Source organism: Kitasatospora sp. NPDC089913 (assembly GCF_044748625.1).
In the GTDB taxonomy this organism is placed as follows: Bacteria; Actinomycetota; Actinomycetes; order Streptomycetales; family Streptomycetaceae; genus Kitasatospora.
In genome coordinates this window covers 224272-236827 of the sequence record NZ_JBIVGI010000005.1, presented here as the reverse complement: position 1 = coordinate 236827, position 12556 = coordinate 224272, and the positions used below count along the sequence as shown (strand labels likewise).

General features: G+C 72.3%; 14 protein-coding genes and 1 riboswitch. Of the genes, 2 read left to right on the top strand and 12 right to left on the bottom strand.

All coding sequences use genetic code 11. The features are described from left to right. Positions 1-39: 39 nt before the first annotated feature. The gene (locus ACIPYS_RS10835; RefSeq protein ID WP_400745356.1) at positions 40-468 is read left to right on the top strand and encodes a hypothetical protein; all 429 of its coding nucleotides are present in this window, start codon (positions 40-42) and stop codon (positions 466-468) included. A gap of 79 nt (positions 469-547) precedes the next feature. Here the strand turns inward: ACIPYS_RS10835 and ACIPYS_RS10830 are convergent, their stop codons facing one another. The 7 genes from ACIPYS_RS10830 to sodN all read right to left on the bottom strand — a co-directional run bounded on the left by ACIPYS_RS10830 (position 548) and on the right by sodN (position 6716). Continuing rightward, the gene (locus ACIPYS_RS10830; RefSeq protein ID WP_231978586.1) at positions 548-1615 is read right to left on the bottom strand and encodes an RNA polymerase sigma factor SigF; all 1068 of its coding nucleotides are present in this window, start codon (positions 1613-1615) and stop codon (positions 548-550) included. A gap of 164 nt (positions 1616-1779) precedes the next feature. Further along, positions 1780-2190, bottom strand: a complete 411-nt coding sequence (locus ACIPYS_RS10825) for an anti-sigma regulatory factor (protein ID WP_093860582.1) — start codon at positions 2188-2190, stop codon at positions 1780-1782. Between the two features lie 305 nt (positions 2191-2495). Beyond that, complete coding sequence (locus ACIPYS_RS10820) at positions 2496-2972, bottom strand: GNAT family N-acetyltransferase (protein ID WP_093860581.1); 477 nt, start codon at positions 2970-2972, stop codon at positions 2496-2498. Positions 2973-3043: 71 nt separating this feature from the next. Next, positions 3044-4036, bottom strand: a complete 993-nt coding sequence (locus ACIPYS_RS10815; RefSeq protein WP_400745354.1) for an ABC transporter substrate-binding protein — start codon at positions 4034-4036, stop codon at positions 3044-3046. Between the two features lie 54 nt (positions 4037-4090). Then, complete coding sequence (locus ACIPYS_RS10810) at positions 4091-4861, bottom strand: ABC transporter ATP-binding protein (protein ID WP_400745473.1); 771 nt, start codon at positions 4859-4861, stop codon at positions 4091-4093. A gap of 20 nt (positions 4862-4881) precedes the next feature. Beyond that, complete coding sequence (locus tag ACIPYS_RS10805) at positions 4882-5973, bottom strand: FecCD family ABC transporter permease (protein ID WP_400745353.1); 1092 nt, start codon at positions 5971-5973, stop codon at positions 4882-4884. A gap of 117 nt (positions 5974-6090) precedes the next feature. Continuing rightward, positions 6091-6162: riboswitch (cobalamin riboswitch) on the bottom strand. Between the two features lie 158 nt (positions 6163-6320). Next, positions 6321-6716 carry a superoxide dismutase, Ni gene (gene sodN / locus ACIPYS_RS10800; RefSeq protein WP_093860578.1) on the bottom strand — a complete coding sequence of 132 codons (396 nt, stop codon included), beginning with the start codon at positions 6714-6716 and terminating at the stop codon, positions 6321-6323. 316 nt (positions 6717-7032) lie between these two features. Between sodN and sodX the strand changes: the two genes are divergently transcribed. After that, positions 7033-7410, top strand: coding sequence for a nickel-type superoxide dismutase maturation protease (gene sodX / locus ACIPYS_RS10795; protein WP_093864900.1), 378 nt, complete (start codon positions 7033-7035; stop codon positions 7408-7410). A gap of 46 nt (positions 7411-7456) precedes the next feature. Here the strand turns inward: sodX and ACIPYS_RS10790 are convergent, their stop codons facing one another. From ACIPYS_RS10790 to ACIPYS_RS10770, 5 genes are all read right to left on the bottom strand, one after another. Next, entirely contained in the window at positions 7457-8044 is a 588-nt protein-coding gene (locus ACIPYS_RS10790) for a CGNR zinc finger domain-containing protein (RefSeq protein ID WP_093860577.1), read from the bottom strand. Positions 8045-8166: 122 nt separating this feature from the next. Continuing rightward, positions 8167-8967 carry an amino acid ABC transporter ATP-binding protein gene (locus tag ACIPYS_RS10785; RefSeq protein WP_093860576.1) on the bottom strand — a complete coding sequence of 267 codons (801 nt, stop codon included), beginning with the start codon at positions 8965-8967 and terminating at the stop codon, positions 8167-8169. Continuing rightward, positions 8964-9914: an amino acid ABC transporter permease gene (locus ACIPYS_RS10780; RefSeq protein ID WP_231978585.1), complete on the bottom strand. Its 951-nt coding sequence runs from the start codon at positions 9912-9914 to the stop codon at positions 8964-8966. The genes ACIPYS_RS10785 and ACIPYS_RS10780 overlap by 4 nt, the downstream gene beginning before the upstream one ends. Before the next feature lie 58 nt (positions 9915-9972). Next, the gene (locus ACIPYS_RS10775) at positions 9973-10908 is read right to left on the bottom strand and encodes an ABC transporter substrate-binding protein (protein WP_093860574.1); all 936 of its coding nucleotides are present in this window, start codon (positions 10906-10908) and stop codon (positions 9973-9975) included. Positions 10909-11337: 429 nt separating this feature from the next. Beyond that, complete coding sequence (locus ACIPYS_RS10770; RefSeq protein ID WP_093860573.1) at positions 11338-12261, bottom strand: ABC transporter substrate-binding protein; 924 nt, start codon at positions 12259-12261, stop codon at positions 11338-11340. Positions 12262-12556 lie beyond the last annotated feature (295 nt).

Here is a 12556-nt window from a genome sequence, read left to right as displayed (position 1 = left end):
ACGGGTCGGTACGGACCTCCCGGCGGCTACCCTGCTGGAGTGACCGCAGAATCCTCCGCACCCGTACCCGCGCCCGGTGCCGGCCGTCCGACCGCCCTCACCGTGGGCGCCGCCATCACGGCCGTCGCGGGCGCCGCGCTGGCCGTCGTGGGCGTCTGGGACATGGTCGCCGCCCTGTCCGGCCAGTCCAAGCAGCTCGCCCTGAACGAGTTCGGCGGCCTGGTGATCGTGCTGCTCGGCGTGCTGCCGCTGCTCGCCGCCCGGGCGCTGCTCCAGGGCCGCCGCTGGGGCCGCAGCCCGGCCGTGCTGACCAACTCGATCTGCCTGCCGGTGGCCTACTACATGTGGCAGAGCGGCGGCGCGATGGCCGCCGTCGGCGCGGGCGTCGGCCTGCTCGGCCTGGTCGGCATCGGCGCCCTGCTCAGCCCGAAGTCGACGGCGGCCCTCTACGCTCCGCACAAGGGCTGAGCGCGGAGGGCCGCCGCCTTCCGGTACCGCGTCCTGCCGACGGCCGCCGCCCGGCGGCCGTCGGTCCTGTTCTCCGGCCCTACTCCTCCACCAGCAGCTTCTCCCGCAGCTGCGCGAGCGTCCGGGCGAGCAGTCGGGAGACGTGCATCTGGGAGATGCCCACCTCGGCCGCGATCTGCGACTGCGTCATGTTGCGGAAGAACCGCAGCACCAGGATCTTCTGCTCCCGGGGCGGCAGTTGGGCGAGCAGCGGCTTGAGCGACTCGCGGTACTCGACGCCCTCGAGGGCCTCGTCGGTGGCGCCCAGGGTGTCCGCGACGGCCGGCGACTCGTCGTCGTTGTCCGGCACGTCCAGTGACAGCGTGGAGTACGCGTTGGCGGACTCCAGCCCCTCCAGCACGTCCTCCTCGGAGATCCCGAGGTGCTCGGCCAGCTCGTGCACCGTGGGGGAGCGGCCGTGCCGCTGGGAGAGCTCGCTGGTCGCCGTGGTGAGCGACAGCCGAAGCTCCTGGAGCCGGCGCGGCACCCGGACCGCCCAGCCCTTGTCGCGGAAGTGCCGCTTGATCTCGCCGACGATGGTCGGCGTCGCGTAGGTGGAGAACTCGACCCCGCGCTCGTGGTCGAAGCGGTCCACCGACTTGATCAGTCCGATGGTGGCGACCTGGGTGAGGTCGTCCAGCGGCTCGCCCCGGTTGCGGAACCGCCGGGCCAGGTGCTCGACCAGCGGGATGTGCATCCGCACCAGCTGGTTGCGCAGCTCGACGCGCTCCGGGGAGCCCTCGGGCAGCGCGGACAGCCGGACGAACAGCGCCCGGGCCGCCTCGCGGTCCGGGGCACCGCTGCGCTGCGGACCCTGGGCGGGCACCGCGGCACGCAGCGCCCGCGCCGCCTCGTCGGCGGCGCCGTCCTCCGGGCCGTCGCTGTCCGGACCCCCGTCCGGGCGGTCGGCCGGCGGGAGGTCCGCGGCCGACGGCACGGGCGGGGGCGACTGATCGGGCGACGACTCGGGCGTCGGCTCGGTCGGCTGGCTCATCCGGTGGGCGTCCTTCGGGTGCGCTTCGTCGTTGGCGGCGAGGCCGGGGACGCTCGCCTGGGTCGGTACGGCAGGGCCCGCCGTCGCGAGGCCGGTACGGTCCAGATCACTCACGGCCATTCCCCCGTTCCGTTCCGGGAGCACCGGGACCGCCGGTCCCGGTTCGTCTCGATGGTCGTACCGCCGGGTGGGGGCGGTACCGGGAGCCGTCCGTCCGGCCCGGTGGTGCCGGGCGGACGGCCCTTGTTCGGTGCTGCTGCCGCGCTGCCGCGGCCGGCCTAGTGCGCGGCGGAGCCGCCGCGCTTCTTGTGCAGGCTGATCGACACGGTGTTGTCCTCGGCGACCGAGGACTCCACCTCGCCGGCCAGCGCGGAGAGCACGGTCCAGGCGAAGGTGTCGCGTTCGGGCGCCCGGCCGTCGGTGGTGGGCGCCGAGACGATCACCTTCAGGGAGTCGCCGACCAGGCGGAACTCGCAGGAGAGGACCGAGCCGGGAACGGCCTGCTGGAGCAGGATGGCGCAGGCCTCGTCGACCGCGATCCGCAGGTCCTCGATCTCGTCCAGGGTGAAGTCCAGCCGGGCCGCGAGGCCCGCCGTGGCTGTACGCAGGACCGAGAGATAGGCCCCGGCCGCGGGCAGTCGGACCTCTACGAAGTCCTGGACCCCGGGCTCGCCGTCGATCTGGGACACCCTCACCTCCTGGGTGACGCGCTGTGCTTCCGGGCCGGTGGCCGCGGCACTGTCTGTTGCTTGGCTCAACTGCTTCGCCCCAACTGTCCAGAGGGGTGGTGCGGTACGTACCGGTCATACCCCTCGGGGGTCGCCCGGACGCCGCCGTCCGCCCGAGACGTTACCGCGTTAGTGCCCCGGAGCGGGAGTCACTCATGGTAAGGCATCGCGACTCAGGGTGGCAGGGGTCCGACGAGGACCGTGCGCGCCCTCCGCGTACGCCCTCCGCGCGCCCGGACCGGAGCGTCCGGGAGGGCGGGCCGGGGTCAGCGGGTGCCGGCGGCGACGAGGGCCTCGTCGGTGAGACGGTAGACGGTCCACCCGTTCATCGGCACCGCGCCGAGCGCCTCGTAGAAGTCGATCGAGGGGCGGTTCCAGTCCAGTACGGACCACTCGACCCGGGCGTAGCCGCGCTCGACGGCGATCCGGGCGAGTTCCAGCAGCAGCGCCTTGCCGTGGCCGCCGCCGCGGGCGGTCGGACTGACGTAGAGGTCCTCCAGGTAGATCCCGTGGCTGCCGCGCCAGGTCGAGAAGTTGAGGAACCAGAGCGCGAAGCCGACCGGCTCGCCGGTGGTGTCGTCCTCGGCGATCAGGCCGAACACGGCCGGCTGCTCGCCGAAGAGGGCGGCCCGCAGCTGCTCCTCGGTGGCGACCGCCTCGTGCGGGGCCTTCTCGTACTCCGCGAGCTCGTGGATCATGCGGTGGACGACGGGGACGTCGGCGGGGACTGCGGTGCGGATCATGCCTCCGAGCCTACTGGGGCCGTCCCCGGGCCGCCCCGGGCCGTCGGGTCGGGGCCGGGACGGCCGGTGCCTCAGCGGGCCGGGACGGTCCGCAGATAGGCCGCCAGCGCGGTGATCGCGGCCGGGTTGCGGGGGCTCTCGACCAGGTCGACGTAGTCCAGGACGAGGATCCGGTCGTTGCGGACGGCCGAGACGCCGGCCAGCGGCGGGAAGGACTTCAGGAACCGCCGCTTCGCCTCGGCGTCCGGGGTGCCGTAGTTGTTGATCACGATCACCTCGGGGTCGCGCTCGACCACGGTCTCCCAGCCCACGGTGGCCCAGGAGTCGGCGAGGTCGCCGGTCACGTTCCGCCCGCCGGCCTTGGTGATGATCTCCTCCGGGGCGGCGAACCGGCCGGAGGTGAAGGGCTTGTCCTCGCCGCTGTCGTACAGGAAGACGCCCGGGCGGTAGGCCGGCTCGGGGACGGCGGCGATCTCCGTCTTGAACCCGGCGACCAGCCGGTCCGCCCGGTCCCGGACGTCGAAGATCTCGCCCAGGTTGGTGAGGTCCGTGTACAGCGCGTGCAGCGGGGACATCACCCCGCGCTCGGTGCCCTTGCCGCTGCGGCAGGACTCGGTGAGCACGTAGGAGCCGATGCCGAGGCCGGCCAGCGCCTGCGGGGTGACGCCGCTGCTCTCGTCGAAGCCGTAGTGCCAGCCGGCGAACACCAGGTCGGCCTTCGCCTCCAGCGCGATCTCCTTGGTGATCTGCTTCTTGGAGAGCCACGGGGCGCGCTGGTAGGCGTCCTTCCAGGCCACCTTGTCGACCTGGCCCTTGTCGTCCGGCATCACGTAGCCGGCCATCCGGTCCTCCAGCCCGAGCGCGAACATCAGCTCGGTGATGCCGACGTCGTTCGTCACCACCCGGGCGGGCTTCTGCGCGAAGGTCACCGGGGCACCGCAGTTCTCGACGGTCACCGGGTAGTGGGCGGAGGCGGCGGCGTCGCCGCCCGGGGCTATCTCGGCGCCGCAGCCGGTCAGGACGAGGGCGAGCAGAGCGGCGGTGGCAACGGCCTTGGTGCGCATGGTGGATCCTCGGGGCGGTGGACGGTCGGTGGTACGGGGAGCGGGCGGGGCCGGTCAGGACAGGCGGTCGAACAGCAGCTGGACGGCGCCGGTGACCGGGTGCCGGACCGGCGTCGCGCGGACCTTGAACACCTCCGCCAGCAGCGCCGGTTCGAGCGCCTCGGCGGGCGTTCCGGAGGCGACGATCCGCCCCTCGGCGAGCACGTACAGCAGATCGCAGTGACCGGCGGCCAGATTGAGGTCGTGCAGGGCGGTGAGCACCGTCGTCCCGGTCTCCCGGACCAGCGCCAGCACCTCCAGCTGATGGGTGATGTCCAGGTGGTTGGTGGGTTCGTCGAGCACCAGCACCCGGGGTTCCTGGACCAGCGCGCGGGCGATCAGCACCCGCTGCTTCTCGCCCCCGGAGAGGCTCAGGAAGCCCCGGCCGGCCAGGTGCCCGGCGCCGACCCGGCCGAGCGCGGCGGCGCAGTGCTCCTCGTCGGCCGCGGACGGGCCGCCCAGGGCGCCGCGCCGGTGCGGCAGCCGGCCCATGCCGACCACCTCGGCGACGGTGAAGTCGAACTCGGCGGAGTGCTCCTGCGGCAGCGCCGCCACCCGCCGGGCGGCCTCGCGCGGGGCGAGCCGGTGGATCTCCTCGCCGCCGAGCAGGACGGCCCCGGCGGCGGGCCGCAGCGCCCGGTAGACGCAGCGCAGCAGGGTGGACTTGCCGCTGCCGTTCGGGCCGACCAGGCCGACCACCTGGCCGGCGGCGGCGGTCAGGGTGACCTCGTGGACCAGTCTGACGCCGGCCAGGTCGACCGAGACCCGGTCGACGGCGAGGTCCAGGGCGCCGGTGCCGGCGGCGCTCACCGGCCGCCCCCGAAGGCGTAGCCGCGACGGCGCATCAGCAGCAGGAAGCAGGGCACCCCGACGGCCGCGGTGACCACGCCGACGGGCAGTTCGGCGGGGGCCAGCAGGGTGCGCGAGACGATGTCCACCCAGACCAGCAGCAGGGCCCCGGCGAGCGGCGCGACCAGCAGCAGCCGGCGGTGGCCGGCGCCGACCAGCATCCGGGCCAGGTGCGGGACCATCAGTCCGACGAAGCCGATCGCCCCGCTGACCGCGACCACGGTGCCGGTGACGGCCGCGGTCACCACGAACAGCGCGCGCCGCAACCGGTCCGGGTCCACACCGAGCGAGGCGGCCGTCTCGTCGCCCATCGCCAGCGCGTCCAGCCGCCCGGCGGCCCGGGCCAGGTACGCCAGGCCGGCCAGGACGGTGACGGCGGCGATCGGCACCGAGCCCCAGGTGGCCCCGCCCAGGCTGCCGAGCAGCCACATCATGGCCGAGCGGGCGGCCTCGCCGCGGGCGGCGGCGAAGACCATCAGCGCGGTCACGGCGGAGAAGCCGTAGGACATCGCGGTGCCGGTGAGCACCAGCCGCAGCGGCGTGAGCCCGTGGGCGGTACGGGCCGTCAGGTAGACCAGCACCATGGCCAGCAGGGCCGACACGAAGGCGGAGGCGGAGAGCGCCCAGACGCCGAGCGAGGCGAAGGCGCCGAACATCAGCACGGCGTTGGCGCCGACGGAGGCCCCGGAGGAGATGCCGAGCACGAAGGGGTCGGCGAGCGCGTTGCGGACCATCGCCTGGACGGCGACCCCGGTGGCGGCGAGTCCGGCGCCGACCACGGCGGCCAGGACGGCGCGCGGCAGCCGGATCTCCCAGACGATGGCGTACGCGGCCGCCTCGTCGGCCTCCAGCCGGCCGCCCGTCAGGCCCGCGCCCAGGAGCCGCAGGACCTGTCCCCAGCCGAGGCCGGCGGAGCCCACCGCGACGGCGCAGACCAGTGAGCCGAGCAGGGCCGCGGCGAGCGCGACGGCCAGTGGGAGGGCGGGTGTCCGGCGGTGGCCCGGTGGGGCCGCGGCGGTGGCCGGTGCGACCGCGGTGGTGCTGCTCACTGGTGGCACGCCTTGCCTCGGGCCGGGTGCGGCGAGGGGCGGCGCGGCCGGTCGCGGGTGTGCCGGGGCGCCATCCCCTCGCAGTCCGCGGCGAGTTGTCGGGAGGTCGGCGCCCCCGGGCGATCGGGCTCACGGCCGCGGGGGCCGCTTACCGTTGCGGGTCAGCGCCGGATTCGCACCGGCTTCCCCCGCGGGACGCCCTGGCAGCATAACAAGCACTCCCGTGCTGAGACCCTTACCGCCCGAACGCTCGTGCCCGTCCGGCCCGAACGCGCGACCGGCCCCGGACGCACGGCCGCCCCCGTCCGGATCCGGACGGGGGCGGCCGAAAGGCGACCGGGCGGGGATCAGCCCTGCTTGGTCTCCCAGAAGATCTTGTCCACCTCGGCGATGAGGTCGAGCAGCGCCTGGCCGGTGGCCGGGTCGGTGGACGCCTTGGCGGCCGAGGCGGCCTTCAGGGTGTCGTTGATGAGCTGGTGCAGCTGCGGGTACTTCTCGAAGTGCGGGGCCTTGAAGTAGTCGCTCCACAGCACCGAGATGTGGTGCTTGACGGCCTCGGCGCGCTGCTCCTTGATGATGACCGCGCGGGCGCGGAAGTGCGCGTCCTCGTTGGCCTGGTACTTCTCCTGGGTGGCCTTGACCGACTCGGCCTCGATCCGGGCCTGGGCCGGGTCGTAGACACCGCAGGGCAGGTCGCAGTGGGCGTGGGCGGTGGCGCGGGGTGCAAACAGACGAGAGATCATGGGAGTCCTTCCTTGGATCGTCTTCCCGCGCCCGAGATTACCTGTCGGACCGTCCGGTTTCCCGGCCGGGCGGCCCGCCCGGGGCAAATGACGGAGCCGGAACCGGATCAATCCGGACATCGGCGGGCGTCGGCCGGTGCGGCAGACTGGTGCCCGACAGTGCGACGGCCCGACAGGGCGACGACACGACAGCAGGACGCGGGACACGGCGGGACGCGAGCCGGGAGGAGGAGCCGTGGCACGGAGCGCGGAACCGGAGGACGGTCCGCCGGGCGGCGGCGCGCCGTTCGGGCTGATCGACGTGGCGGGGGACTCGATGGTGCCGACGCTGCGCGACGGGGACCAGCTGCTGGTCCGTTACGGCGGGCGGATCCGGCCCGGTGCGGTGGTGGTGTTCCGTCACCCGTTCCAGCAGAACCTGCTGGTGGTCAAGCGGGCCGACGGTCGTCGCCCCAAGGGCTGGTGGCTGCTCTCCGACAACCGGCCGGTGGACAGCGACAGCCGCAGCTACGGTGCGGTGCCGGACGAGCTGGTGCTCGGCCGGGTGCTGCTGCGGCTGCGCCCGCGTCCGGCCTGGCTGGCGCCCGGACGACGGCTGGAGCGGCTGTTGCTGGCCGCCCCGCTGGCACGGGTGCCCGGGCTCGCCCGCCGCCTCGGCGTCTGGATCCGCCCGGAGGAACTCCCGGTCCGCTAGGCTGCGGCCTCGTCCCCGTGCCGACGGGACTCCCGGTCCGCCGCCGTCAGCGCCCGGCCGCTGCGGCCTCCTGGGCCTCCAGGCGCTTGCGGGCCCGGTAGGCGGCGACATTGGCGCGGGTGGCGCAGCGGTCCGAGCAGTACCGGCGGGACCGGTTGGTCGAGGTGTCCAGATAGGCGTTGCGGCAGGGCGCGGCCTGGCAGATGCCGAGCCGGTCGGCACCCAGTTCGGTCAGGTGGACGGCCAGGCCCATGCAGGCGACGGCGCTGAAGTGCGCCGTGGCGGTCGGCGAGTTGTCGGCGAGGTGCAGGTGCCAGCGGGGCCGGCCGGCCGCGTCGAGGTAGTCGTGCCCGGAGACCAGCGGGCTGACCGGGAACTCCATCAGCAGGCTGTTCAGCAGGTCGACGCTGCGCACCTCCTCGCCCTCGGCGGCGGCCTCGAAGACCCCGCGCAGCCGGGTGCGGACGGCCCGCAGCCGGGGCAGGTCCGATTCGTCGGCGAGGGAACGGGCACGGGAGGAGTCGGAGAACAGCGCCCGCACCCCGTCCACCGAGGTCAGCGAGTCGGTGCCGCGCTCGGGCTCCTCGGTGTTCACCAGCCGGACGGCCAGATCGGCGTACGAGGCGAGCTCCACGGTGGTCCTTCCAGAGATCGGTAACGGGCTGATTGCCTTAAGCCTATTACCCGCGGGGCGAAAGCGGGAAAAGCGCGGCGCCCGGCAGGATCGGCCTGCCGGGCGCCGTCGAAAGGGTGGGCTCAGAGCACCTTGGAGAGGAAGGCGCGGGTGCGCTCGTGCTGCGGGTTGCTGAGGACCTCGCGGGGGGTGCCGGACTCGACCACCACACCGCCGTCCATGAACACCAGCGCGTCGCCGACCTCGCGGGCGAAGCCCATCTCGTGGGTGACCACGATCATGGTCATGCCCTCCTCGGCGAGCCCGCGCATGACGTCGAGCACCTCGCCGACCAGCTCGGGGTCGAGCGCCGAGGTCGGCTCGTCGAAGAGCATCAGCTTGGGCTTCATCGCGAGCGCCCGGGCGATCGCCACCCGCTGCTGCTGGCCGCCGGAGAGCTGGGAGGGGTAGTTCCCGCTCTTGTCGGCCAGGCCGACCCGCTCCAGCAGGGCCATCGAGCGTTCCCTGGCCTCGGCCCTGGACTCGCGCTTGACCTGGACCGGCGCCTCCATCACGTTCTCCACCGCGGTCATGTGCGGGAAGAGGTTGAAGCGCTGGAACACCATGCCGATGTCCCGCCGCTTGAGCGCGACCTCGCGGTCCTTGAGCTCGTAGAGCTTGTCGCCGCGCTGCCGGTAGCCGACCATCTCGCCGTCCACCCAGAGGCGGCCGCCGTTGATCTTCTCCAGGTGGTTGATGCAGCGCAGGAAGGTGGACTTGCCGGAGCCGGACGGGCCGACCAGGCAGAACACCTCACTCTGCTCGACCTGCAGGTCGATGCCCTTGAGCACCTCCACCAGGCCGTAGGACTTGTGCACGCCCTCGGCCTTCACCATCGGGCCGCCGTTGCCGGCCTCGGCCGGGGTCTTGGTCAGGTCGGTCATACGTGGCCGCCTCCCTCGAGTCCGGGGACCACGTCGTTCTTGGCCTTCGGGGTGGGCCTGCCGCGGAACAGCAGCCGCAGCCGCTGGATCGGTGTGGGCGGCAGGGTCCGGTTCGCACCTCGAGCGTAGTGCCGCTCGATGTAGTACTGCCCCACGGTGAGGATCGAGGTCATGAGCAGGTAGTAGATGCTGACGGCGACCAGGACCGGGATGGTCTGGAAGGTCCGCGAGTAGATGTCGTGGCCGGCCGTGAACAGCTCGGCCAGCGAGATGACCTGGACCAGCGAGGTGGTCTTGAGCATCGAGATGGTCTCGTTGCCGGTCGGCGGGATGATCACCCGCATCGCCTGCGGGAGCACGATCCGGCGCAGCGTGGCCGCGCGGCTCATGCCCAGCGCGTGGGCGGCCTCGGTCTGGCCCTCGTCGACGGACTGGATGCCGCCGCGGACGATCTCCGCCATGTACGCCGCCTCGTTGAGGCCGAGGCCCAGCAGGGCGGCGGTGAAGGTCGGGATCAGGGTGTTGGTCGACTCGGACCAGAACTCGGGCCCGAACGGGATGCCGATCGACAGGTTCGGCCACAGGGCGCCCAGGAAGTTCCAGAACACCAGCTGCACCAGCACGGGGGTGCCGCGGAAGATCCAGATGTAGAACCAGGCCGTCCCCGACAGCAGGGGGTTCGGCGAGAGCCGCATGATCGCGAGGAGCACGCCGCCGACCACGCCCATCAGCATGGACAGGGCGGTCAGCTCGAGCGTCACCCAGATTCCGTGGATGATCTGCTCGTTGGTGAGCGTGTCTCTGACGACGTCCCACTGGAACGCGGGGTTGAAGATCAGGGCGTGGAGCAGCATCGCCGCCAGGACGACGATGACTACTGCTCCGGCCCAGCGTCCGGGGTGGCGCACCGGGACGGCCTTGATGGTCTCAGGCCGTCCCGATTTCACCGCCCCCTGCTCGGAAGATTTCACCTTGGGGCCTCAGGGGGTGTGGTGGTGCGGAGGATCAGCTCTTGGCGGCGTTGATCTCGGACTTGTCGATCGCGCCGGCCTCGACGCCCCACTTCGCCAGGATCTGCTTGTAGGTGCCGTCGGCGATCAGCGACTGGACGGCGCCCTGGACGGCGGGGGAGAGGGGGGACCCCTTGTCGACGACGACGCCGTAGGGCGCGCTGTCGTAGGTCTCGCCGAGCTTCTCCAGCTGGCCGTTGGTCTGCTTGATCGCGTAGTCGACGACCGGGGAGTCGGCCATCATCACCTGGTCGCGGCCGGAGACCAGCGCGGTGGTGACGTCGGTCTGGAGGGTGAACTTGTCACCGTCGTTGGGGATGGTCGGCTTGCCGGCCTTGGTGCACTCCGGGTTGCGGACGTCGGTGATCTCCTGGGCCTGGGTGGTGCCGGTCTGGACGGCCACCTTCTTGCCGCAGAGGTCCTTGGGGTCGATCTTGTCCGGGTTGCCCTTCTTGACCGCGACGGCGCTGCCCGCGGTGAAGTAGGTGACCATGTCGACGGTCTGCTCGCGCTCCTTGGTGTCGGTGAAGGAGCTCATGCCGAGCTGGTACTTCTTCGCCGTGATGCCCGGGATGATCGAGGTGAAGTCGGCGTTCTGCACGTCGGCGGTGAGACCGAGCTTCTTGGCGATCGCGTTGGCCAGGTCGACGTCGAGGCCGACGATGTTGCCCTTGTCGTCCTTGAACTCGTTGGGCGCGTAGGAGGCGTCGGCGGCGACGATCAGCTTGCCGGAGGACTTGACGTCGGCGGGGACGAGCCCGGCGAGCGCGGGGTCGGCGGACACGGCGGCGACGCTGACGCTGGGGTTGGCCGCACTGCTGCCGCCGCTGGAGGAGGACTTGCTGCTGCCGCAGGCGGTCAGCACGAGCGACGCGGACGCGAGCACCGCCGCGGAGGCGAGGAGGCGGGTGCGCTGGGTACGGGCGATCATGGGGGATCTCCTCCTGAGGGAGAGGTCGGACGGGCGTGCCACGGGGGAGCGGCGCGCCGGAGCAGCAGAGCCGTACGGCGCTGTACGGCCGGGCAGGGAGAACACGCAAGGTGGTACCGGGTACTGCTCTCCGCCACCGTCCGCCGAGGTGGGCGTTGACCGAACCGCCTCGACCAGTGGCCGGCTCGATCCGAGATGGGGGGAATCCTGCCATCTGATGACGCTCGGGTGGCCCTCATTCAGATCAAAATCGGATAACGGGGGGCCGCGCTGTCCGCTATTCGGACGAATACCGTGTCCCTGTCACCCTGCGTATAAGTATGCAGATCTCCCTGCGGTCCGCCCGGAGGCCCGGCCGCGCACTCGCCCGATCGTGCGCCCGCTCCGCGGCGGCCCGGACCCCCGCCCGGCCCCCTGCCCGGACCTGGCTCAGATGCCTCCGTTGACCACCGCGTTCTGGGCCGCGCCGGCGGTGACGTTCCACTTGGCGAGGATCTTGTCGTACTCGCCGCTGCGGATCAGCTGGTCGATCGCCTTGGCCAGGACGTCGCGCAGCTCGGTGTCCTCCTTGCGCAGCGCTATCCCGTACGGGTTGGACCGGGACTGCGCGCCGGTGACCTCGAAGCGGTTGCCGCCGTCGGTGTTCTTCGCCGCGTAGGCGGCCACCGGGAAGTCGTTCAGGCCCGCCTGCGCCGCGCCGGAGGCGACCTCGGCCAGGGCCTTGGCGTCGTTGTCGAACTTGTGGACGGTGAGCGGCTTGTTGGCCCGGGTGCAGGCGGTGACCTGGCGGGCGACGATCTCGTCCTGGGTGGTGCCGCTCTGCACCGCGACGGTCCGGCCGCAGAGGTCGTCCAGGCCGCGGATGCCCTTGGGGTTGCCCTTGGGCACCACGATCGAGGTGCCGGCGATGAAGTAGTCCACGAAGTCCACCGCGAGGCCGGTCGACTTGCCGGCCTCGTCCACGCCGTCCCGGCGCTGGCGGATGTCGCTGAGCGCGGACATCGCCACGTCGTACTGCTTGTGGTGGAGATTCGGTACGAGCTTGTCGAAGGGAGTGTCGACGTACTCGATCCGCAGGTCGAGGATCCGGCCGAGCGCCGCGGCGATGTCCGGGTCCAGGCCGTCGGGCTTGCCGTCGGAGCCGCGGAACTCCACCGGCGGGTAGTTGACGTCCATCCCGATCCGCAGCACCTTGCCCGCCTGCTGGGCGCTCGGGACCTTCGCCCGGAGCTGCTGGAGCGGGTCCTCGGCGACCTTCTCGTCCCCGCCGCAGCCGGTCAGCAGCAGGGTTCCGGCGGTGGCGACGGCGAGCGCGGCGGGGGCCCGGCGGTGGGACTGGGCACGGTGGTGCATCGGTTGCTCCTGAGGGAGGGAGGGGGAGGCGCCGCGGCGTCGCGGAGATGGACGCGAGATGGCGGAACAACGGATCCTCCCATCCCGACCTGCCGCGTCCGTGGGCGGGTGTGTCAGAATTCGGTACCGGGTGACCCCCGACGCTCGAACCGGACCGCCGGGCCGCAATCAGGCCCGGGGTGCACAGGAACGGAAGTCCAGAACGTCGACTCCGTATCCGTCGGCACCGGCCTCCCACCGTGTCCGTGTTCACTCCCGCGGGTGTGCGTACGTGTGCGCCATTGCCGCGGCCGGG

Excerpts from the sequence above, each read along its gene's own strand:
- ACIPYS_RS10785 (WP_093860576.1), bottom strand. The coding sequence starts at position 8,967 with ATGACCGACCTGACCAAGACCCCGGCCGAGGCCGGCAACGGCGGCCCG.
- ACIPYS_RS10815 (WP_400745354.1), bottom strand. The coding sequence starts at position 4,036 with ATGCGCACCAAGGCCGTTGCCACCGCCGCTCTGCTCGCCCTCGTCCTG.
- ACIPYS_RS10770 (WP_093860573.1), bottom strand. The coding sequence starts at position 12,261 with ATGCACCACCGTGCCCAGTCCCACCGCCGGGCCCCCGCCGCGCTCGCC.
- sodX (WP_093864900.1), top strand. The coding sequence starts at position 7,033 with ATGGTGCCGACGCTGCGCGACGGGGACCAGCTGCTGGTCCGTTACGGC.
- ACIPYS_RS10820 (WP_093860581.1), bottom strand. The coding sequence starts at position 2,972 with ATGATCCGCACCGCAGTCCCCGCCGACGTCCCCGTCGTCCACCGCATG.
- ACIPYS_RS10775 (WP_093860574.1), bottom strand. The coding sequence starts at position 10,908 with ATGATCGCCCGTACCCAGCGCACCCGCCTCCTCGCCTCCGCGGCGGTG.
- sodN (WP_093860578.1), bottom strand. The coding sequence starts at position 6,716 with ATGATCTCTCGTCTGTTTGCACCCCGCGCCACCGCCCACGCCCACTGC.